The sequence below is a fragment of the Variovorax sp. MPBD4-3 genome, assembly GCF_058809745.1.
On the sequence record NZ_JBXASW010000082.1, the window covers coordinates 1 to 22,247 of the forward strand.

Consider the following 22,247-nt stretch of genomic DNA (forward strand, 5'->3'; position numbering starts at 1 on the left):
GAAGCGAGTTCTGCGAGACCCCGCGAAACGCGAGCACCGCAGGTTGCCCCGTAGCGCAGCGAAGGGGTCGCAGACAGTGGGGTCGCCTTTTCTTTGCTTACTTTCTTTTGGCGAAGCAAAAGAAAGTGAGTCGCCCGCCGGGGCGAGACCCGGCCCCGGGAAGCAAGCAACTCTCAAAGCGTATGACTTCGATCCCCCTCAACAAACCCCATCGCCTCCCAAGCCTCCCCCACGGCAAACCCGACAACCTTGAACAACTCCCCCATCTCATGCTCATGGATCAGCCGCGCAGCCATAGCCCGCTCGGCAGTGCCCCCAAGTTCCATCCTCCCCAGCAACCCGCAGTTCAGCAGAAACCGCGCCTGGCTCGTATAGCCCAGCACCTCAAGCCCCGCATCCTGCCCAGCAAGCGCAATCCCCGTGAAGTCCACATGCGCGGTGATGTCCTTGTAGCCCACGTCGGACAGCGGATCGCCATCGGCCTGGTGCGCGCGGTGGCACATCACCGTGCCCATGTGGCGTTGCGGGTGGTAGTACTCGGCCTCGGGGAAGCCGTAGTCGATGAGGAAGGCAGCGCCTTTCTTCAGACGGTCCGCCAGCGTCGCGATGAAGGCCCTGGCCTGCGGATGGATCTCGGTGAGGTAGTCGTGCTCGCCGGGCACGTCGACCGGCGGCCGCAGCTCGGTCGGGCGGTCCGCCCAGGCCCAGCCGTCGCCCTGCGCGTTGCGCACCACGCCGCGCTCGAACCACTGCCCGCCCACGCGTGCCAGCAGTTGCACCGGCATCGCGTCGAGCACTTCGTTGCCGACGACCACGCCCTCCATCGACTCGGGCAGTTCATTGAGCCACTCGACGCGGTCCGCATAGCGCACCAACGCCTGCTGCTGCCGCTCGCGCAGGGTGCCGGACAGGTCGACGATGCGGTAGCGGACGTCGGTGCGCCCCATTTCGTCGAGCGCATGCAGCAGTTGCACGGCCAGCGCGCCGGAGCCCGCGCCGAATTCCCACACCGTGGAGGTGCCGGTCTTCTCCAGCGCCTCGGCCACCTGCGCGGCCAGCGTCTGGCCGAACATCGGCGTGAGTTCGGGCGCGGTCACGAAGTCGCTGCCCGAAGACGGCATGTGGCCGAACTTGGCGGAGCTGTTGGCGTAGTAGCCGAGGCCGGGCGCATACAAGGCCAGCGCCATGAAGCGGTCGAACCCGATCCAGCCGCCCACGCGTTCGACGGAACGCGCGATGAGGTGATCGAGGGCGGTGGGTAAACTGCTGGGGGTTGTCTTTGTCGTCACGGCGCCATTGTCTCTCTCCTCCCATTTCCCCTCCGCATGAGCACCGCATCCTCCTCCCCCGCCCGCCGAACCGTTCTCGTCACGGGTGCCGGCCGCAGGCTGGGCCGCGACATCGCACTGGCGCTCGCCGCCAGCGGCTGGCAGGTGGCGGTGCACTACCGCAACTCGCGCGCCGAAGCCGAGCAGACGGTGGCCGACTGCGCCGCGCTTTCGGGCGACTCGGCCCTCTTCGCCGCCGACCTCGAGGACGAGGCCGCCACGCGCGCCCTGCTGCCCCGCGTGGTCGCGCGCTTTCGCAGCGTCGACGCGGTGGTGCACAGCGCCGCGCTGTTCGAGCACGACGAGGCCGCCACCTTCAGCTACGCGCTCATGGAGCGCCATGCGCGCAGCAACACCGGGGCGGCCATCCTGCTGGCGCAGGCGCTGAACGAACACGTGAGCGCGCGCGATGCGCAAGGCGCGGTGGTCCACCTGCTCGACCAGAAACTCTGGAACCCGAACCCCGACTTCCTGAGCTACACGCTCTCGAAGGCCGCGCTGGAAGCCGCCACGCCGATGCTGGCGCTGGCGCTGGCGCCGCGCGTGCGCGTGGTGGGCGTGGCGCCCGGCCTCACGCTGGCGAGCCACATGCTCGACGACGACAAGTTCGCGCAGTTGCACAAGCTGTCGCCGCTGGGCCGCTCCTCCACCCCGGCCGACGTGAGCGCCACGGTGAAGTTCGCGCTGGAAAACAGCTCCATCACCGGCACCACCCTGCTGGTGGACGGCGGCCAGCACCTGATGAAATTCGAGCGCGATTTCTCGCTCATGTGAGCACCACCACCATGTCCACCGCATCTTCCCAGCCCGCGGCCGCGCCCACGCAGGGCCGCCAGACACTCACCCTCCAGGGCCTGCGCTTCGACGCCAACCTGGGCATCCTCGACCACGAGAAGACGGCACCGCAGCCGATCCAGGTCGATGCCGAACTCAGCCTCGGCCCGCAGCCGCTGCTGCCGCAGGACGACGACATCTTCCATGTGCTCGACTACCGCAAGGTGCGCCGCATCATCATCGACGAGTGCACCGCCGAGCACGTCAACCTGCTCGAAAGCCTGATCGGCAAGCTGGTGCAGCGGCTGCTGCAGCTGCCCGGCGTGGTGGGCGTGCGCGTGAAGATCGCCAAGCTCGAAATCTTCGACGACTGCGAAGTGGCGATCCGCATGGAAGCCGGCCAGTGGTAGCGGGAAGAACCACGGCTTTTCCCGCCGCGTAGCGCGTGGCATGGGGATCGGGGACAATCACCTCCTCCCCCGACTCCCCGAAGTAGCCTGCCCATGAACGCCGTCTGGATCGACGAGGCGCCCGCCGCCGCCGACGCCACTGCCAATTCCCTCAAGATCGAACGCGAGACGCACAAGCTCGAAAAGCGCCTGTGCCGCCAGGTCGGGCAGGCCATCGTCGACTACAACATGATCGAGGAGGGCGACAAGGTCATGGTGTGCGTCTCGGGCGGAAAGGACAGCTACGCGCTGCTCGACATCCTGCTCAAGCTGAAGGCGCGCGCGCCCATTCACTTCGACATCGTGGCGGTCAACCTCGACCAGAAGCAGCCCGGCTTTCCCGAAGAAGTGCTGCCCAGGTACCTGAGCGAACTGGGCGTGGACTTCCACATCGAGAACCAGGACACCTACAGCATCGTCAAGCGCGTCATTCCCGAGGGCAAGACCACCTGCGGCCTGTGCAGCCGGCTGCGCCGCGGCATCCTGTACCGCGTGGCCGACGAGCTGGGCGCCACCAAGGTCGCGCTGGGCCACCACCGCGACGACATGCTGCAGACCTTCTTCCTCAACATGTTCTTTGCCGGCAAGCTCAAGAGCATGCCGCCCAAGCTGGTGAGCGACGACGGCAAGCACGTCGTGATCCGCCCGCTGGCCTACGTGGCCGAGAAAGACACCGTGCGCTGGGCCCAGCACCGCGAGTTCCCGATCATTCCGTGCACCCTGTGCGGCAGCCAGGAAAACCTGCAGCGCAAGCAGGTCGGCGAAATGCTGCGCGAGTGGGACAAGAAGTACCCCGGCCGCGTCGAGAACATGTTCACCGCGCTGCAGAACGTGGTGCCTTCGCACCTGCTCGACGGAACACGGCACGATTTCAAGGGTCTCAAGGCGACCGGCGTGGCGGATGACGACGGCGACAAGGCCTTCGACACGCCTTCCTTCGACTTGCTCTCCCAGGCACCCTCAGCACTGCGCATCGTCCAGGGCTGATTCGGGCAACCCAGGGGAATTTTGGGCAGCCTTGCCCGGAGACCCTCATGAAACGTGCGCTTTCAGCTCTTCTTCTCATAGCAAGCCTGACCGGCTGCGCCACCTCCTGGGTGGTCGACAGCGATGTGAAGAGCTTCTCTTCCCTCGGCCCGGTGCCACCCGGCGCCACTTACCGCTTCGACCGCCTGCCCTCGCAGCAGGCCGACGGCGCCCGGCAGGATTCGCTCGAAGCCATGGCAGGCGCGGCGCTCGACAAGGTCGGCCTGCGCCGCGACGACGCCCATCCCCAGTACAACGCGCAGATCGGCGCCCGCGTGACGGCCGGCCTCTCGCCCTGGGCCGACCCCTGGCTCTACGACGGCCCCTGGGGCTACGGCTGGGGCGGCGGCTACGGCTACTACGGGCGCCGCTGGTACGGCGGCGGCTGGTACGGCGGGCCGGTGTTCGCCCAGCCGTCGAACCCCTGGTACGAGCGCGAAGTCAGCATCGTGCTGCGCGAGGCCGGCTCCAACCGCGTGGTCTACGAGACCCGCGCGCGCAACGACGGCCCCTACAGCTCGAGCGCGGCCGTGCTGCCCGTGATGTTCCAGGCCGCGCTGCAGGGCTTCCCGAACCCGCCGCAGGGCGAGCGCCGGGTGAACATCGAACTGCCGACGGCTCGAAAGTAGCGCCTTCTAGAATCCCGCGGATGGAAGAAGCCACCCGTCTGATCGCCGTTCGCCACGGCGAAACCGCCTGGAACGTCGACACCCGCATCCAGGGCCACATCGACATCGGGCTCAACGCCACGGGCCTCTGGCAGGCACGGCGTGCAGGCGCGGCGCTGGCCGACGAGCCCATCGGCGTCGTCTACGCCAGCGACCTGTCGCGCGCCTGGCAGACCGCCCAGGCCATCGCCGAGCCCCACGGCCTGGCCGTGCAGCCCGAGCCGCGCCTGCGCGAGCGGGCCTTCGGGAACATGGAAGGCCTGAGCTTTGCCGAGATCGAGGCCACGCTGCCCGCGCAGGCCAAGCGCTGGCGCGAGCGCGACCCCGAATTCGAGCCCGAGGGGGGCGAGAGCCTGCTGACATTCCGCGACCGCGTGACCGGCGTGGCCGCCGAGCTGGCGGCACGCCATCCGGGCGAACTGGTCGTGCTGGTGGCGCACGGCGGCGTGATGGACGTGCTCTACCGCGCCGCCACCCGCCAGGGGCTGCAGGCGCCGCGCACCTGGCAGCTGGGCAACGCCGCCATCAACCGCATGCTGTGGACGCCGGAAGGCTTCAGCCTCGTGGGCTGGAGCGACACCACCCACCTCGCGGTGGGCGACACGCTCGACGAAACCACGACCTGAGCGGGCGCGCGCCTCAGGCGTGCGAGGCCGCCGAATGGCCTGGCGCGCCGCCGGCTTCGGCCTTGGCCTCGCCCGGCAGATCGACCATCGGCCCGGTGCCGCTGTAGCGGTCCAGCGCCAGGTAGATGGCCGGCGTGATGTACAGCGTGATCACCTGCGAGAAGATCAGCCCGCCCACCACCGCCACGCCCAGCGGCTGGCGCAGTTCGGCGCCGGCGCCCAGGCCCAGCGCGAGCGGCAGCGCGCCCATCAGCGCGGCCAGCGTGGTCATCAGGATCGGGCGGAAGCGCAGCCGGCAGGCTTCGCGGATCGCCTCCACCGGGCTCAGGCCTTCGGTGCGCTGCGCGTCGAGCGCGAAGTCGATCAGCATGATGGCGTTCTTCTTCACGATGCCGATCAGCAGCAGGATGCCGATGGTGGCGATCAGCGTCAGGTCGAAGCCGAAGATCTTCAGCGAAATCAGCGCGCCCACCGCCGCCGAGGGCAGCCCCGCCAGGATGGTGATCGGGTGGATGTAGCTCTCGTACAGCACGCCCAGCAGCACGTAGATGACCAGCACCGCCAGCACCAGCAGCACCGCCTGGCTCGACTGCGAGCTCTGGAACACCGCCGCGTCGCCGCCGTAGGTGGTGATGATCGACTGCGGCATCTTCAGCTCGTCCTTGAACTGGTCGATCTTGGCGGTCGCGTTGCCCAGCGGAACGTCGGGGCCGAGGTTGAACGACACCGTCACCGCCTGCAGCTGCCCCTGGTGGTTGACCGAGGTCGGCCCCACGGTGCGCTTCACGGTCGAGAAGGCAGACAGCGGCACCAGCTTGCCGGTGGTGCTGCGCACCGACAGGCGCGCCACGTCTTCCTCGAACTGGCGGTCGCTGTCGGCGGCCGAAAGAATCACCTGGTAGGTGTTGCTGGCGCCGTAGATGCTGCCGATCTGGCGGTCGCCGTACGCGTTGTAGAGGGCGGTGCGCAGGTCGCCCACCGCCACGCCCAGCACGCCGGCCTTGTCGCGGTCGATGTCGAGCGTGGCCTGCAGGCCTCGGTTCTGCGAGTCACTGGTGACGTCCCGAAAGGCCGGGTCGGCGCGCATGCGCTCCATGAGCCTGGTGGCCCAGGGCACCATCTCGCCCGCGTTCACGCTCTGCAGCGTGTACTGGAAGCGCGCCTTGCTCTGGCGGCCGCCCAGGCGCAGGTTCTGAACCGGCTGCATGTAGACGGCGATGCCCGGGATCTCGCGGAAGCGCTGGCGCAGCGACTCGAGCACCTTGCCCATGGCCGGACGCTCGCCGCGCGCCTTGAGCACGGCGAACAGGCGGCCCGAGTTCTGCGTGGCCGTGGGGCCGCCCACGCCGACGAAGGAGCTGACGTAGTCGACGCTCGGGTCGGCCTGCAGCGCCTCGGCCACGCGGTCCTGCAGTGCCTTCATGGCAGTGAACGAAATGTCCTCGGCCGCCTCGGTCGTGATCTGGATCTGGCCGATGTCCTCTTCCGGGAAGAAGCCCTTGGGGATGGTCGCGAACAGCCAGCCGGTCACGACGAAGGTCAGCCCCGCCATCAGCAGCATCAGCTTGCGGTGGCCCAGCGTCCAGTCGAGCGAGCGCATGTAGCTGCCGTGCACCGAGCGGTAGCCGCGCTCGAAGGCACGGCCGATGGCGGTGCCGGGCTCGGGGTGTTCTTCCTCGTGGTCGATCGCGCCTTCCTTGCGCGGCACCTGCTTGAGCAGCCGGCTCGCGAGCATCGGCACCAGCGTGAGCGACACCACGGCGGACACCAGCACCGCCAGCGCCACCACCACCGCGAACTCGTGGAACAGCAGGCCGATGACGCCGGGCATGAAGAAGATCGGGATGAACACGGCCACCAGCGAGATCGAGATCGACACGATGGTGAAGCCCACCTCGCGCGCGCCGCGCAGCGCCGCGGCGAACGGGTCCATGCCCTTTTCGACGTAGCGCATGATGTTCTCGAGCACCACGATGGCGTCGTCCACCACCAGGCCCACGGCCAGCGTGATGCCCAGCAGCGAGATGTTGTCCAGGCTGTAGCCGAAGGCGTAGAGCAGCGCCACCGCGCCGATCAGCGAGATGGGGATGGTGGCCGCCGGAATCAGCGTGGCCACCAGCCGGTGCAGGAACAGGAAGATCACCAGCACCACCAGCGCGATGGTGCCCAGCAGCGTGAGCTGCACGTCGTGCACGGCTTCGCGGATCGACAGCGAGCGGTCGTTCACCATCTGGATCTCGACCGACTGGGGCAGCTCGGCCTTGAAGCGCGGAATGAGCGCGCGCACCGCGTCCACCACCTGCACCGTGTTGGCATTGGGCTGGCGCTGCACGGCGAGCGAAATCGAGTCTTGCCCGTTGAAGCTGCTGGCGGTCTTGACCGACTCGAAGCTGTCTTCGATGGTCGCCACTTCATCGAGCCGCACCGGCGAGCCGTTGCGCTGGCCGACGATCAGCTTGGCGAAGTCGGCCGCCTTCATGAGCTGGCGGTTGGCCTGGATGGTGAGCGTCTGGCGCGGGCCGTCGAGGGTACCGACCGGCGTGTTGGCGTTGGCGGAGTTCACCGCCTTGGCCAGCTCGTCGAGCGTGATGCCGCGCGCGTTGAGCAGGTCGGCATTGGCCTTGATGCGCACGGCAAAGGCCTTGCGCCCGTACACGCCCACCTGCGCCACGCCGTCGATGGTCGAGAGCGTGGGCGAGATCAGGTTCTCGGCGTAGTCGTTGAGCTCCGACGGGTTCATCGACGGCGAGATCAGCGCGATGAACAGCACCGGCGCGTCCGCCGGGTTGACCTTGCGGTAAGAGGGCAGCTGCGTCAGTTCCTGCGGCAACTGGCGCTGTGCGCGCAGCAGTGCGGCCTGCACGTCGACGGCGGCGGCATCGATGTCGCGGCTGCTGACGAATTCGAGCGTGAGCGAGGTCACGCCCTGCGTGTTCACCGAGCTGATGGTCTGAAGGCCCGGGATGGTCGAGAACTGCTTTTCCAGCGGCAGCGCCACCGACGACGCCATGGTGTCCGGACTCGCGCCCGGCAGTTGCGCATTGACGTTGATGACCGGCGTGTTGTAGCTGGGCAGCGCGGCAACGGGGATGCTGAAGTACGCGAAGATGCCGATGACCACCACGGCGGCGGACAGCAGCACCGTCATCGCGGGACGACGGATGCAGAGCTCCGAGATGTTCATTTGGCAACCTCCGCGCTTCGCGCTGCGGTATTCGCCTTGGGAGCGGCCCGGCGGCTCATGCCCGTTCCTGCTTCGGCGGCTTGACGTCGGTGCCGTCCGAAGACGCGGCGCTGCCGGGCGTGACGCCCGTGGTGCCCTTGGCCGGAGACTCGGGAGCCCCAGGCGCAGCGGCCGGCGGCTTCACGTCGACGCGGACCTTGCCGCCGGGGCGCACGTTCTGGCTGCCCTCGATCACCACCTGCTCGCCGGGCTCCACGCCGCTGACGGCCACCTTCGTGCCGAAGGTGTGCAGTGTCTTCACCTTGCGGCGCGTGGCGGTTTTCGCTTCATCGACCACGTAGAGCGACGTGCCGTCGGCCAGCATCATCAGCGCCGCGGCGGGCACCACCGTGACGCCGTTGAGCGTGCGCACCGTGATGCGCGTGCCGACGAACTGCCCGGGCCACAGGCCCTGGTCGGCGTTGGCGAACACCGCCTTGGCGCGCACCGTGCCGATCAGCGGATCGACCGTGTTGTCGACGAAATCGAGCGTGCCGGCCAGCGGCTCCTTGCGGCCGGTGACGACCGCCTCGACCTTCGAGCGCGAGCGCGCGGCCTCCAGCAGGTCCTGCAGGTTGCCTTCGGGCACCGGGAAGCTCACCGCGATCGGGTCGAGCTGCGTGACCGTGACCAGCGACAGCGTCGGCTGCACCAGCGTGCCCGGATAGATGTTGACGGCGCCGATGCGCCCGGCAATGGGCGCGCGCAAGGTGGCGTAGCCCAGCGCCACCTGGGCCGACTGCACGGCGGCGCGGTCGGCGGCCACGGCGGCGCGCTGCGCCTCGAGCTGCGACAGCGTGGCGTCGGCGGCGCTCTTGGCGATGAAGTTCTGCGCCACCAGGTCCTGGCTGCGCCTGTACTGGCGTTCGAGGTCGGCCAGCGTGGCCTCGTCCTTCTGCTGCTGGGCCCTGGCGCGCGCCAGGTTGGCCTGGTCGTTGCGGTCGTCGAGCGTGAAGAGCAGTTGCCCCGCCTTGACGAACTGGCCTTCCTTCACGTGCACCGCGCTCACCGTGTTCGTTACCTGCGGGCGCAGGTCGACGCTGTTGAGGGAGACCACGCTGCCGTTGACCTGCACCGTCACCGGCACGTCCTGCTTCTGCGCGGTGGCCAGCGTCACGAGCGCCGGCGCACCGTTCCCGCCGCTGCCGCCGGGCGAGCCGCCGGCACCCGGGGCCTTGGCGCTCTTCGCGGCCGGCTTGTCTGCGGACATGCTCCACCAGCCGCCCGCGACGGCTACGATCAACACGCCCGCAAGGGCGACAGCGACATTTTTTTTCATGGGGTTCTTGTGCACTTTGGGCTGACAGCGACTATTGGATCAGCGGTCGTGCCACGGTGGTCACGGGCACCGTAAAGAAATGTAAAGCAAGTCAACCCGAAGCCCGAACACCCACCTGCCGTCGACCGGTCGGACGAACACCCCCTCGTTAAAATCCCCGGTCCACAGCCTCTGGATAAACCCCATGAACCGCTGCAAGAACCCCACGAATGCTCTCACTTTCATAGCGCTCTGCGCACTCGTCGCAGGCGCTGCCGGCGTTTTCCCGCTCGCGGCCAGCGCCCAGGACGAAGTCCCCCGGCCGCAGACGCAGAACGAATCGCTGGTCGGCGGCCGCAACTTCCCCATCGGCACGCTGCGCGGCAAGTTCATGGTCACCAATGCGCCCGACGTCGAACTCGACGGCAGGCCCGACCGCCTGGGCGCCGGCGCGCGCATCCGCAGCGCGCAGAACACGCTGGTCATGCCCGGCGCCATCATTGGCCAGAAGTACCTGGTCAACTACACGCGCGACGCCGCCGGGCTGCTGCGCGAGGTCTGGATCCTCACGCCCGACGAAGCCTCGGCCAGCCGCGAATCGCTGAACAAGCCGTTCCTGAACATCTGGCCGTTCACCTCGAACGACACCGTCAACACGCAATAAGCCCGGGCGGCGCGACGCCTTCTTTCTTCTTCGCGCGCCCGCACCGCCCCCGCCCTGCGCAAGAAGCGCGCAGGGCCACGAGAGATTTCCCATGAAAAAAGTATTCATCAAGACCTTCGGCTGCCAGATGAACGAGTACGACTCGGACAAGATGGCCGACGTGCTCAACGCCGCGCAGGGCTACGAGCCCACGCAGAACGTGGACGAGGCCGACCTCATCCTGTTCAACACCTGCTCGGTGCGCGAGAAGGCCCAGGAGAAGGTGTTCTCCGACCTCGGCCGCGTGAAGCACCTGAAGGCCAAGGGCGTGAAGATCGGCGTGGGCGGCTGCGTGGCCAGCCAGGAGGGCCAGGCCATCATCGCGCGCGCGCCGTATGTCGACATCGTGTTCGGCCCGCAGACGCTGCACCGCCTGCCCGAGATGCTGAACGACCGCGAGCGCCTGGACCGCCCGCAGGTGGACATCAGCTTCCCCGAGATCGAGAAGTTCGACCACCTGCCGCCCGCGCGCGTGGAAGGCGCCACCGCCTTCGTGTCGATCATGGAAGGCTGCTCCAAGTACTGCAGCTACTGCGTGGTGCCCTACACCCGCGGCGAGGAAGTGAACCGCCCGCTCGACGACGTGCTCGTCGAGATCGCCGGCCTGGCCGACCAGGGCGTGCGCGAGATCACGCTGCTGGGCCAGAACGTGAATGCCTATCGCGGCAGGATGGGCGACACCGCCGAGATCGCCGACTTCGCGCTGCTGATCGAATACGTCGCCGAAATCCCCGGCATCGAGCGCATCCGCTACACCACCAGCCACCCCAACGAGTTCACGCCGCGCCTGATCGAGGCCTACGCCAAGGTGCCGCAGCTCGTGAGCCACCTGCACCTGCCGGTGCAGCACGGCAGCGACCGCATCCTGATGGCCATGAAGCGCGGCTACACCGCCATGGAATACAAGAGCACGATACGCAAGCTGCGCGCCATCCGGCCCGAACTTGCCCTGAGCAGCGACTTCATCGTCGGCTTCCCCGGCGAGACCGACGACGACTTCAACAAGATGATGAAGCTGATCGACGACTGCCAGTTCGATGCCAGCTTCAGCTTCATCTTCAGCCCGCGCCCCGGCACGCCCGCCGCCGCGCTGCACGACGACACGCCGCACGAGGTGAAGCTCGCGCGCCTGCACACGCTGCAGTCGGTCATCGACGCCAACGTCAAGCGCTTCGGCCAGGCGCTGGTCGGCACCACGCAGCGCGTGCTGGTGGAAGGCGCGTCGCGCAAGGACGCGAACGAACTCATGGGCCGCACCGCCTGCAACCGCGTCGTCAACTTCGAGGGCGACGCGCGCCTGGTCGGCCAGATGACCGACCTGCGCATCACCCGCTCGCTGGCCTACACGCTGCGCGGCGAGGTGCTGACGAGCGAGTCGCCCATGTCCCCAGCCCCCACGGCGCTCGCCCACTGATGGCGAAGCGGCCATCCATCCGGGGTTCGTTCCAGCAGCTGCTGCTGTTCGCGTTCCTGCTGATCACCGCGCTGCTGGTCGGCGTGGCGCTGCGTTCGGTGCTGCAGTACGACGCGCTGATGACGCAAAGCCGAGACGCCGCCGCCCGCGCGCTGCGCCTGTCGGGCGCGTCGCAGTCGCTGGCGGAGCGCAGCGCGGCCATGGAGCGCGCCGGGCGCCAGTCGCTGGTGCTGAACGACGCGGTGCTGCGCCGGCGCTTCGACGACGCGGCGCGCGAGGCGCACCAGGTGCTCGAGCGGCTCGAGAAGAACGGACTGCCGCCTGCCGGCATCGAGATGTGGCGTACCCAGCTCGGCGTGATCGAGGGCCTGATGAGCGGCAGCGCCGACAGCGCCCTCGCCCGCGAAAGCACGATGGCGATGCAGTTCCGCGAGCTCGACGCGCTCAACACCAACATCGCGCAGCAGGCCCAGTTCCTGATCGAAACGCAGAACGACGCGCTGGCCCAGCGCATCGAGAACGCCCGCCGCCGGCTGATGCGCGAGGTGGTGGCCGCCAGCGTGCTGGCGGTGTCGCTGGCGCTGGCCTTCGGCATCTGGCTGGCGCGGCCTTTCAAGCGGCTGGAGCACGCCATCGTCGGCCTCGGGCAGAACCGGCTCGACGAACCCATCGACATCCGCGGCCCGGCCGACATACGGCGCGTGTCGCAGCAGCTCGAATGGCTGCGGCTGCGCCTGACCGAGCTCGACGCCGACAAGGCGCGCTTCCTGCGGCACGTGTCGCACGAGCTGAAGACGCCGCTGGCGGCGCTGCGAGAAGGCGTGTCGCTGCTGGAAGACGGCGTGACCGGGCCGCTGAACCCGGCGCAGCTCGAGGTGGCGCAGATCCTGCAGCAGAACACGGTGGCGCTGCAGGGGCAGATCGAGGCGCTGCTGCGCTTCAACGCCGCCGCCTTCGAGGCGCGCGAACTGCGCCGCGAGCGCACCGAGCTGCTGCCGCTGATCGAGGAACAGATCGAGGCGCAGCGGCTGCAATGGCAGTCGCACGGCCTGCGCGTGCGCGCCGAGGGCGAGCCGATCGCCATCACGGTGGACCGCACCAAGCTCGGCACGGCCATCGCCAACCTGCTGTCCAACGCGATCCGCTTCTCGCTGCCCGGCGGTGTGATCACGCTGGCGGTGTCGGGCACGCCGGAGGCGGTGCACATCGACGTGAACGACGCCGGCCCGGGCATCGCCGAGGGCGACCGCGACCGGATCTTCGAGCCCTTCTTCCGCGGCGAACGCCAGCCGGAGCACACGGTGAAAGGCACCGGCATCGGACTTTCCATCGTGCAGGAGTACATTGCAGCCCACGGGGGCCGCATCACCCTGCAGCCCGGCGGTCCCGGTGCTCGCTTTCGCATCGAACTGCCGCGCACGGCTTGACACCGCGGGCCCCACTCCAACACTGCCTGACCGCCCCGCGTCCTCTTTTTCGACCCATGTCTTTTTCGTTCGTCCGCAGTTCCATCTTCGCCGGGGCCATGGCCGTGCCATTCGCCCTGCTGCTGACCGCCTGCTCCACGCAACCCAAGCCGCCGCCGGAAGCCGATGCGCTGCCGCCGCCCGTGGTCCTGCCGCGCGTGATGCCGGTCGAGGCCGAACCCAAGGCGCCCGCCACGCAGCCGGCCTCGCTCTTCACGCTGATGACGCAGGGGCCCGTGGCCGCCATGCTGTCGTATGCCGACAAGGTGCGCCCGCTGAACGGCGCCGACCTGAGCGCCGAGATCGCGCGCATCGGCGACCCCGGCGATTCGCCCACCACCCAGATGCAGCTGGCGCTGCTGCTTTCGCAGACGCGAACGCCGGCCGACCTGGCGCGCGCCCTGGGCCTGCTGCAGCGCGTGAACGCCAACCCGTCGCCCGAGGCGCAGGCCCTGCAGCCGCTGTCGCGCGCCCTGGCCGCGCGCTACGTGGAACAGCGCCGCGTCGAGGACGACCGCGACAAGCAGGCGCAGCAGCTGCGCGACAGCCAGCGCCGCATCGACCAGTTGAACGACCGCATCGAGGCGCTGCGCGCCATCGAACGCAGCTTCGCCCGGCCCAACACGCTGCCGGCCAACCCACCTCCCAACGGAAGCAGATCCAGCCAATGAGCACTACCGGCGCCCGCCTCCTCGTGGTCGACGACGACCCGGACATGCTGCGGCTGCTCTCGATGCGGCTGAGCTCGGCGGGTTACCAGGTCACGGCCGTGACCTCGGCCGAAACCGCGCTCACCCAGCTCGAGATCGAGCATCCGCAACTGGTGCTGAGCGACGTGCGCCTGCCCGGGCGCGACGGCCTCCAGCTGTTCGACGAGATCCGCAAGCGCCATCCGTCGCTGCCCGTCATCCTGCTGACCGCGCACGGCACCATCCCCGACGCGGTCGAGGCCACGGCGCGCGGCGTGTTCACCTACCTCACCAAGCCCTACGACGGCCGCGAGCTGCTCGACAAGATCTCCCAGGCGCTGGCCCTCGGCGCGCCGACCACCACGCCGAGCAAGACCGGCGACGACAGCTGGCGCTCCGAGATCGTGAGCCGCAGCAACCGCATGGCCGAGCTGCTGGCCGAGGCGCGCATGGTGGCCAAGTCGGATGCTTCGGTGCTGCTGCGCGGCGACTCCGGCGCCGGCAAGGAACTGCTGGCGCGTGCCATCCACAAGGCCAGCGCGCGCGCCGACAAGCCTTTCGTGGCGGTCAATTGCGGCGCCATCCCCGAGGCGCTGCTCGAGTCGGAGCTGTTCGGCCACATGAAGGGCGCCTTCACCGACGCCCATGCCAACCACAAGGGCCTGTTCCAGCAGGCCGACGGCGGCACGCTGCTGCTCGACGAAATCGGGGACATGCCGCCCGCCCTGCAGGTCAAGCTGCTGCGCGTGCTGCAGGAGCGCGCGGTGCGCCCGCTGGGCGCGAGCCAGTCGATCCAGGTCGACGTGCGCATCGTCTCGGCCACCCACCGCGACCTCGACGCGGCGATGGAAGCCGGGCAGTTCCGCGAAGACCTCTATTACCGCCTGAACGTGGTGACGCTCACGCTGCCGCCGCTGTCGGCGCGGCGCGAAGACATCCCGCTGCTGGCCAACCACTTCCTGCAGCGGCTGTCGACCAAGTACGGCAAGCGGCTGTCGGGCTTCGCGCCCGAGGCGCTGAAGGCGCTGACCACAGCCGCCTGGCCGGGCAACGTGCGCCAGCTGTTCAACGTGGTGGAGCAGGTGTGCGCGCTGTCGAGCTCGCCGCTGATCCCGCTGGCGCTGGTGCAGCGCGCGCTGCGCGTGCCCAGCGTCGAGGTCCAGACCTATGCCGAGGCCAAGCAGCGCTTCGAGCGCGACTATCTCGTCGGCCTGCTCAAGCTGACCGACGGCAACGTGGCCGACGCAGCCCGCCTGGCCGACCGGAATCGCACGGAGTTCTACCGGCTTTTGCAGAAGCACGAGCTCACGCCCGGGCACTTCAAGGCCGACGCTGTCGCTGGGGGTAGCGACCCTGTCGCCGAGTAGCGACGCAGCTAAGTCGTTGATTTGTATAGCCAAACCCCGCGGGCCCGGCAGGCTTGTCGGGATTCGGCGACAAATTCGGGGGTTTTGGGGGCCGCCAGCCCGCCTCCACCGTCAAAACGGCATCCAGATCGGCCCAAGTCGTTGATCTGAAAGCGTTTTTCCAGCCTGGCACAGGGTTTGCCCCTGTACAGGCATGACAGCACTCACCAGCCCATCTTTCGCACTGCGCCAGCAGCGCGACGGCCTGCGTCAAAAGCAGTTTTCCCCCTCGCGGCCCCGCGCCGCGGGTCATTCGCTGGCCGCGCTCGCAAGCGCAGGCGGCGCCGCTACAGATTGCGTCTTCAAGCGCCTTCCGGCCATTGGCGACACCCCTTCCCTCGACAAGCAACGTTGGTAAATCACATGAAGCCAAACGACTTTTCGCATCTGAATGTTCTGGCGGAGACCGACTTCGCACACCGCAGCCCGGTGCGCGAGGAACGCCACCCCAACGCCGTCACCGCGCCCCCCGTCAACCGCGGCTCGATGGTGCCCCGCCCCTGGCGCGGTTTCTGGAACAGCCTCGGCACCGCCGCGCTCGTGAAGCTGGGCGCCGGCCGCGACGCCGAAACCCAGGCCGCCACTGAAACAAAGCAACCCTGGCAACGTGCCGCCGCCCGGCGCCGCCTCGCCTTCATGATGCTCACCCTGCTGAGCACCGTGATCGCGTCGTCGCTGTTCGCCAGCGTGCAACCCGACTACGACAACGTCTGGCTCGAATACGGCCAGATCGGCCTGTACGGCCTGCTGTCCGGCTGGGTCGTCACCGGCTTCGTGACCGCCCTCATGGGCTTCTACGTCTCGGTGCGCGGTGACAAGCACGCGCTGTCGGCCAAGCAGGTCGCCAACCACCCGATGAACCCCGAGGCACGCACGGCGATCATCATGCCGATCTGCAACGAGGACGTGGCCACCGTGTTCGCCGGCCTGCGCGCCACCTGCGAATCCGTCGCTGCCACCGGCCACGCCAGGCAGTTCGACGTATTCGTGCTGTCCGACAGCTACAACCCCGAGACCGCCGCCGCCGAACGCGCCGCCTGGGAAGACCTGCGCGCCGCGCTGGCCGAAAGCCCGAACCAGCCGCAGGTCGAGGTGTACTACCGCCTGCGCACCCGCCGCACGCACCGCAAGGCCGGCAACGTGGCCGACTTCTGCCGCCGCTGGGGCAAGGACTACCGCTACATGGTCGTGCTCGACGCCGACTCGGTGATGAGCGGCGACTGCCTGACCTCGATGGTCAAGCTGATGGAAGCCAACCCGACCGCCGGCATCATCCAGACCGCGACGCAGGCCATCGGCCACGTCACGCTGCACGCCCGCGCACAGCAATTCGCTTCCCGCGTGACGGGCCGCCTGTTCACGCTGGGCATGCAGTTCTGGCAACTGGGCGAATCGCACTACTGGGGCCACAACGCCATCATCCGCGTCGAGCCCTTCATGAAGCATTGCGCGCTGGCCCCGATCAAGGGCACCGGCGGCATGTCGGGCGGCATCATGTCGCACGACTTCGTGGAAGCCGCGCTGATGCGCCGTGCCGGCTACAACGTGTGGCTGGTGTCCGACCTGGTCGGCAGCTACGAGCAGCAACCGCCGGACCTGCTGGCCGAGCTGCAACGCGACCGCCGCTGGTGCCAGGGCAACCTGCAGAACGCCCGCCTGATGGCCGAGCCCGGCATCCATTCGGTGCACCGCGCGATGTTCGTGACCGGCACCATGGCTTACGTCTCGGCTCCGCTGTGGCTTGCCTTTCTGACGCTGGGCACCGCCCTGTGGCTGAGCGGCTCGAGCATCGTGTCGAGCTGGAACGTACTGCCCGCCGAACTGGCCGGCCTCTGGGTCTGGACCCTGTGCCTGCTGTTCCTGCCGCGCGTGCTGGGCATCGCCGCCGTGCTGATGCGCGGCGAACAACGCCAGTACGGCGGTGTGTGGGGCCTGGTGAAGAGCTCCGCGCTCGAAAGCTTCCTGGCCATCGTGCAGGCTCCGGTCCGCATGCTGGCGCACTCGCTGTTCGTGGTGGTGGCCCTCACCGGCATCAAGCTCGACTGGAAGTCGCCCCCGCGCGAAGCCGCCGCCGTGCCGTGGAAGATCGCCGCCTCGCAGCTGGCTCCCATGACGCTGGTGATCGCCGCCCTGGCTGTCGGCGTCGCCCTGATCGACCCGAGCGCGCTGATCTGGCTCATGCCGGTCGGCCTGCCGCTGCTGCTGGCGATTCCGCTGACCGTGCTGACCAGCCAGATCGCGCTGGGCACCACGCTGCGCGACCGCGGCTTCCTGCTGATTCCCGAGGAATCGCGCTCGCCGGCAGTGCTGCGCCGCGCCTGGATGCACGCGGTGCGCCTGGCCCGCCCGGCCGCACTGGCGACCGCATGATGCGCTGAAGCGTCCAAGCCTCCCCCCAAGAAGCCGGCCATTGCGCCGGCTTTTTTCATGGCAGACTGGAACGTCAGGCCAGCACAAGGGGTTCGGTTCCATGGAACAAAGACGAAGGCCGCTCGCGGTGTCGATCGGGCTGATCGCGCTCGGTGCGCTCACGATGCTGATGGGCGCCTTCCTCGCGGTCGGCGGCGCCTACCTCGCGGCCCTGGGCGGCAGTTGGTACTTCGTGCTGGCCGGCCTTGCGCTGCTGGTTTCGGGCCTGCTCGTTGCCAGGCACCGGCCGACCGGCGCCTGGCTCTTCGCATTGACGCTGGCGGGCACGGCGGTGTGGGCCGTGCGGGATGCGGGTTGGAATTTCTGGCCGCTGGTGTCGCGGCTGGTGGCATTCGGCGTGCTGGGCGTGCTGGTGGCGCTGGCTTACCCGGCGCTGGTGCGCTCGCCAGGGGCCAGGGTCGTGCGCGGGGCGCGCGTCGTTGCGGCGCTGCTGGCTGTTGCCTTGGTGCTGGTCGGCGGCTATGCCTTCGTGCCGGCCGCGGTCGTCGTCGCGCAAGGCCCCGTCCCTGCGGTCGTGCCGGTCAAGCCCGAAGCCGCGCAGAAGGAATGGCGCCACTGGGGCAACACCACGGCGGGCGACCGCTTCGCGGCGCTCGACCAGATCACCAGGGACAACGTCGGCCAGTTGCAGGTCGCATGGACCGCCCACACCGGCGACGTGCCGCAGAGCAACGGCTCGGGCGCGGAAGACCAGAACACGCCGCTGCAGATCGGCACCACGGTGTACGTGTGCACGGCCTACAGCAAGATCGTCGCGCTCGACGCGGACACCGGCGCCGAACTCTGGCGCTACGACCCCAAGGCCGCAGCGCCCAACTGGCAGCGCTGCCGCGGGCTCGGCTATCACGACCAGGACGGGCTCGCGGCCGGCGCGACGCCCACGCCCGGCAGCACGCCGGGTGCCTGCCGCCAGCGCCTGCTGCTGCCCACCATCGACGCCCGCCTGATCGCCGTCGATGCCGCTACCGGCAAGCCCTGCGCCGATTTCGGCAGGCAGGGCGTCGTCGATCTCAAGGCCGGCATGGGCGAAGTGAAGGACGGCTACTACCAGCAGACATCGACACCGCTGGTCGCTGGCGACCTGGTGGTGGTGGGCGGCCGCGTGGCCGACAACTTCTCGACCGACGAGCCGCCCGGCGTGGTGCGGGCCTACAACGCCGTCAGCGGCGAACTCGCCTGGGCCTGGGACCCGGGCAACCCGGCGGTCACGCGCCTGCCGCCGCCGGGCCAGACCTACACGCGCGGCACGCCCAATGTGTGGTCGGCCATGTCGTACGACCCGAAGCTCGGGCTCGTCTACCTGCCCACCGGCAACGCCACGCCCGACTTCTGGGCCGGCGAGCGCACGCCGTTCGACGACAAGTACAGCTCGTCGGTGGTCGCGCTCGACGCGAAGACGGGCAAGGTGCGCTGGAGCTTCCAGACCACCCACCACGACCTCTGGGACTTCGACCTGCCCGCGCAGCCGTTGCTCTACGACATTCCCGACGGCAAGGGCGGCACGCAGCCCGCGCTCGTGCAGGTCACCAAGCAGGGCGAGATCTTCATGCTCGACCGCGAGACCGGAAAGCCCATCGCCGAAGTGCAGGAGCGCCCCGTGCCGCAGGGCAACGTGCCCGGCGAGCGCTATTCGCCGACGCAGCCCTATTCGGTGGGCATGCCCTCGATCGGCAACAAGACACTGGCCGAGTCCGACATGTGGGGCGCCACGCCCTTCGACCAGCTGTTGTGCCGCATCGCCTTCAAGGGCATGCGCCACGAAGGCGTCTACACGCCGCCCGGCCTCGACCACGCGCTGCAGTTCCCAGGTTCGCTGGGCGGCATGAACTGGGGCAGCGTGTCGGTCGACCCGACCAGCAGCTACATGTTCGTGAACGACATGCGCCTCGGCCTCGCCAACTACCTGGTGCCGCGCGCGCAGATTCCGGCCGGCGCCAGCGGCATCGAGATGGGCGTGGTGCCGCAGGAAGGCACGCCCTTCGGCGCGATGCGCGAACGCTTCCTGTCGCAGCTGGGCATACCGTGCCAGGCGCCGCCCTTCGGCACGATGTCGGCCATCGACCTGAAGACACGCAAGCTGGTGTGGCAGGTGCCGGTGGGCACGGTGCGCGACACCGGCCCGCTCGGCATCCGCATGCACCTGCCGATACCGATCGGCATGCCGACGCTGGGCGCGTCGCTGGCCACGCAGTCGGGCCTGCTGTTCTTCGCGGGCACGCAGGACTTCTACCTGCGCGCATTCGACACCGCGACCGGCAAGGAAATCTGGAAAGCACGGCTGCCGGTGGGCAGCCAGTCGGGGCCGATGACCTATGTGTCGCCCAAGACCGGCCGGCAGTATGTCGTGGTGGGCGCGGGCGGCGCGCGGCAGTCGCCCGACCGCGGCGACTACGTCATCGCCTACGCGCTGCCGGAAAAGAGCAAGGGCAAGTAAACAACAGGCCGCTTCACCGGCGGCGCTGTGTGCTTATAGAATCCGCGCCTTCCTTCAACCTCAGCCTTCACTGGAGCGCCAAGTGCCCCGATTCGCCGTCATCACCCTCTGACGCCGACAACACCACTTCATTGCTGGTCATGTCGGGCGCCAAGCTGCGTACCCGCTGACCAGACACGGCATCTTCACCGCCGTGGAAGTCGCTCCCGATCCCCCGGTCTCTTCCAGCTTCGCTCCCGCACGTTGTCGGTCCTTCCTGATTCGCATCCGGAGAACCAACGTGTTTACTCTCTCTTCCCTTTCATCGATCCCGCTGCTCAAGTACCCGCGTACTGCGCACCTGGAAGGCTCCCGCCTGCAGGCGGGCGACACCGACGACGGCCAGACGCCGCTGTCCGGACTGCACGGCATGCACGTCGTCATCGAGGAAAAACTCGATGGCGCCAATGCCGCCGTGTCGTTCACCCCGGCGGGCGAACTGCTGCTGCAGTCGCGCGGCCACTACCTCGCGGGCGGCGCCGGCGAGCGCCAGTTCAACCTGTTCAAGCACTGGGCCGCGGCGCATGAAGCCGCATTGCTCGAGCGGCTCGAAGACCGCTACGTGATGTACGGCGAATGGTGCTTTGCCAAGCACAGCTGCTGGTACGACCGGCTGCCGGCGTTCTTCCTGGAGTTCGACCTCTACGACCGGCAGGAACAGTGCTTTCTGTCGACACCCGCACGGCATGCGCTGCTCGATGGCAGTCCGGTACTGCCGGTTCCTGTGCTCTACGAAGGCGAGATGCCGCGCCATGCAAAGGCACTGCAAGCGCTCGTGCGGCCTTCGCTGGCGCGCAGCGCGCACTGGAAGACGGCATTCGAGCAGGCAGTGGCGCATGAAGGCCAGCCGCTCGATCTCGTGCGGCAGCAGACCGACCTGTCCGACCTTGCAGAGGGCCTGTATCTCAAGACGGAATCGGACGGCCGGGTGACGGGCCGCTACAAGTGGGTCCGCCCGGACTTCGTGCAGACCATCCTGGACTCGGGCTCGCACCACAGCCGCAGGCCGGTGCTGCCGAACCAACTGGCGCCGGGCGCCGACCTCTACGCGCCGACGCCGCAAATAACGTGGCAAGACCTGGGCCTGCGCACCTTGCGCGACCCCGCCGAACTCGCAACCGCAAGGAGGACGCGATGACTCACGACGACCTGCGCGCCCTGGTGCCCGCGCCCGGCAACGGCGCCGACTGGGCGCAATGCTGCGAACTGCTGCCGGCCTTGCTGCGCCTCGAAGAGACGCCGCAAGACCCGTACTACCACGCCGAAGGCAACGTCGGCATCCACACGCGCATGGTGCTCGACGCCCTGATGCAGGACGCGCACTACCAGCGCGCCGATGCCGACGGCCGCTTCGTGCTGTTCATGGCCTGCCTGCTGCACGATATCGCCAAGCCCGACACCACGGTGATCGACGAAGCCAGCGGCCGCATCGGCCAGCCGGGCCATTCGCGGCGCGGCTCGGTCGATGTGCGCGTGCTGATGTGGAAGGCCCGCGTGCCGTTCGCGTTGCGCGAAGCCGTCTGCCGGATCATCGCCGTGCACCAGCTGCCGTTCCATGCCTTCGCCTCGCGCAAGGGCGTGCGGCCTGAATGGCTGGTCCACAAGCTTTCGTGGGAGCTGAGCCTGCCCGACCTGTGCTGCGTGGCGCGCTGCGACATGCTGGGGCGCTACTATGAAAAGCGTGCCGACAGCATGGCCGACATCGCGCTGTTCGAAGAACTGGCGCAGGAAGAAGGCTGCTGGAAAGGCCCGCGCCAGATGGCCGACGCCCACACGCGCCTGGCCTACTTCCGCGGCGCCGACACCAGCCCCGACTACCCGCTGTTCCAGAACCCGGGCTCCCGAGTGACGGTGATGTGCGGCCTGCCGGCCAGCGGCAAGAACCACTGGGTGGCGCAGCACCGCAAAGGGTGGCCGGTGGTTTCCTTCGACGATGCGCGGACCGAACTGGGCCTCAGGCACGGCGAGAACGACGGCATGGCGGCGCACCATGCGGTCGACCAGGCCAAGGCGTTGCTGCGCAGGCACGAGCGCTTCGTCTGGAACGCCACGCACCTGAGCCAGCAGATGCGCACCAAGACGCTCGATCTGCTCTGGGCCTACCACGCGCAGATCGAGCTGGTGTACCTGGAGGTGCCGCACGCCGAGCTGATGCGCCGCAACCGCGAGCGCGACACGACGCTGTCGAACGCGGGCATCGAGCGCATGCTGCACCGCTGGGAGCTGCCGGCGCCGGTGGAAGCGCACGAGACGGTCTACGAGGTACAGACCTGAAATGCAGACCTGAAAGACAGAGGGCCCGCCGGTTCGCACC

General features: G+C 68.6%; 17 protein-coding genes. 14 read left to right on the top strand and 3 right to left on the bottom strand.

All coding sequences use genetic code 11. The features are described 5' to 3' along the window. Positions 1-173: 173 nt before the first annotated feature. Positions 174-1,289 carry a class I SAM-dependent methyltransferase gene (locus AC1RVW_RS28305; RefSeq protein ID WP_493203942.1) on the bottom strand — a complete coding sequence of 372 codons (1,116 nt, stop codon included), beginning with the start codon at positions 1,287-1,289 and terminating at the stop codon, positions 174-176. Between the two features lie 36 nt (positions 1,290-1,325). On the opposite strand from AC1RVW_RS28305, the gene AC1RVW_RS28310 reads away from it, so the two are divergent. From AC1RVW_RS28310 to AC1RVW_RS28330, 5 genes are all read left to right on the top strand, one after another. Further along, the gene (locus AC1RVW_RS28310; protein WP_106935669.1) at positions 1,326-2,102 is read left to right on the top strand and encodes an SDR family oxidoreductase; all 777 of its coding nucleotides are present in this window, start codon (positions 1,326-1,328) and stop codon (positions 2,100-2,102) included. 11 nt (positions 2,103-2,113) lie between these two features. Continuing rightward, positions 2,114-2,512, top strand: a complete 399-nt coding sequence (locus AC1RVW_RS28315; RefSeq protein WP_081271445.1) for a dihydroneopterin aldolase — start codon at positions 2,114-2,116, stop codon at positions 2,510-2,512. A gap of 93 nt (positions 2,513-2,605) precedes the next feature. Beyond that, entirely contained in the window at positions 2,606-3,538 is a 933-nt protein-coding gene (ttcA, locus tag AC1RVW_RS28320) for a tRNA 2-thiocytidine(32) synthetase TtcA (RefSeq protein ID WP_081271430.1), read from the top strand. 47 nt (positions 3,539-3,585) lie between these two features. Next, complete coding sequence (locus AC1RVW_RS28325; RefSeq protein WP_493203945.1) at positions 3,586-4,206, top strand: DUF4136 domain-containing protein; 621 nt, start codon at positions 3,586-3,588, stop codon at positions 4,204-4,206. A gap of 20 nt (positions 4,207-4,226) precedes the next feature. Continuing rightward, positions 4,227-4,871 (top strand): histidine phosphatase family protein, encoded by a 645-nt coding sequence (locus AC1RVW_RS28330; RefSeq protein ID WP_081271432.1) that lies wholly within the window; start codon positions 4,227-4,229, stop codon positions 4,869-4,871. A gap of 13 nt (positions 4,872-4,884) precedes the next feature. Here AC1RVW_RS28330 and AC1RVW_RS28335 read toward each other — a convergent pair whose 3' ends face one another. Together AC1RVW_RS28335 and AC1RVW_RS28340 are read right to left on the bottom strand one after the other, a co-directional pair. Further along, complete coding sequence (locus AC1RVW_RS28335; RefSeq protein ID WP_285413240.1) at positions 4,885-8,055, bottom strand: efflux RND transporter permease subunit; 3,171 nt, start codon at positions 8,053-8,055, stop codon at positions 4,885-4,887. Positions 8,056-8,110: 55 nt separating this feature from the next. Further along, on the bottom strand, positions 8,111-9,304 hold the full coding sequence (locus tag AC1RVW_RS28340; protein ID WP_493203960.1) for an efflux RND transporter periplasmic adaptor subunit: 1,194 nt from the start codon (positions 9,302-9,304) through the stop codon (positions 8,111-8,113). A 253-nt stretch (positions 9,305-9,557) separates the two neighbouring features. Here AC1RVW_RS28340 and AC1RVW_RS28345 point away from each other — a divergent pair, with 253 nt between their 5' ends. From AC1RVW_RS28345 to AC1RVW_RS28385, 9 genes are all read left to right on the top strand, one after another. Continuing rightward, a complete protein-coding gene (locus AC1RVW_RS28345) occupies positions 9,558-10,016 on the top strand; it encodes a hypothetical protein (protein ID WP_493203947.1) in 459 nt (152 codons plus the stop codon). A 91-nt stretch (positions 10,017-10,107) separates the two neighbouring features. Next, entirely contained in the window at positions 10,108-11,469 is a 1,362-nt protein-coding gene (miaB, locus tag AC1RVW_RS28350) for a tRNA (N6-isopentenyl adenosine(37)-C2)-methylthiotransferase MiaB (RefSeq protein ID WP_493203949.1), read from the top strand. Further along, entirely contained in the window at positions 11,469-12,896 is a 1,428-nt protein-coding gene (locus tag AC1RVW_RS28355; RefSeq protein ID WP_081271437.1) for a sensor histidine kinase, read from the top strand. The genes miaB and AC1RVW_RS28355 overlap by 1 nt, the downstream gene beginning before the upstream one ends. Positions 12,897-12,952: 56 nt before the next feature. After that, positions 12,953-13,606 carry a hypothetical protein gene (locus AC1RVW_RS28360; RefSeq protein ID WP_081271438.1) on the top strand — a complete coding sequence of 218 codons (654 nt, stop codon included), beginning with the start codon at positions 12,953-12,955 and terminating at the stop codon, positions 13,604-13,606. Then, positions 13,603-14,991 carry a sigma 54-interacting transcriptional regulator gene (locus AC1RVW_RS28365; protein WP_081271439.1) on the top strand — a complete coding sequence of 463 codons (1,389 nt, stop codon included), beginning with the start codon at positions 13,603-13,605 and terminating at the stop codon, positions 14,989-14,991. The genes AC1RVW_RS28360 and AC1RVW_RS28365 overlap by 4 nt, the downstream gene beginning before the upstream one ends. A 402-nt stretch (positions 14,992-15,393) precedes the next feature. Further along, positions 15,394-17,400, top strand: coding sequence for a glucans biosynthesis glucosyltransferase MdoH (gene mdoH, locus AC1RVW_RS28370; protein WP_493203952.1), 2,007 nt, complete (start codon positions 15,394-15,396; stop codon positions 17,398-17,400). A gap of 100 nt (positions 17,401-17,500) precedes the next feature. Then, the gene (locus AC1RVW_RS28375; RefSeq protein WP_493203954.1) at positions 17,501-19,894 is read left to right on the top strand and encodes a glucose/quinate/shikimate family membrane-bound PQQ-dependent dehydrogenase; all 2,394 of its coding nucleotides are present in this window, start codon (positions 17,501-17,503) and stop codon (positions 19,892-19,894) included. Between the two features lie 280 nt (positions 19,895-20,174). Further along, the gene (locus AC1RVW_RS28380) at positions 20,175-21,071 is read left to right on the top strand and encodes an RNA ligase family protein (protein WP_493203956.1); all 897 of its coding nucleotides are present in this window, start codon (positions 20,175-20,177) and stop codon (positions 21,069-21,071) included. Then, on the top strand, positions 21,068-22,207 hold the full coding sequence (locus AC1RVW_RS28385; RefSeq protein WP_493203958.1) for an AAA family ATPase: 1,140 nt from the start codon (positions 21,068-21,070) through the stop codon (positions 22,205-22,207). The genes AC1RVW_RS28380 and AC1RVW_RS28385 overlap by 4 nt, the downstream gene beginning before the upstream one ends. Positions 22,208-22,247 lie beyond the last annotated feature (40 nt).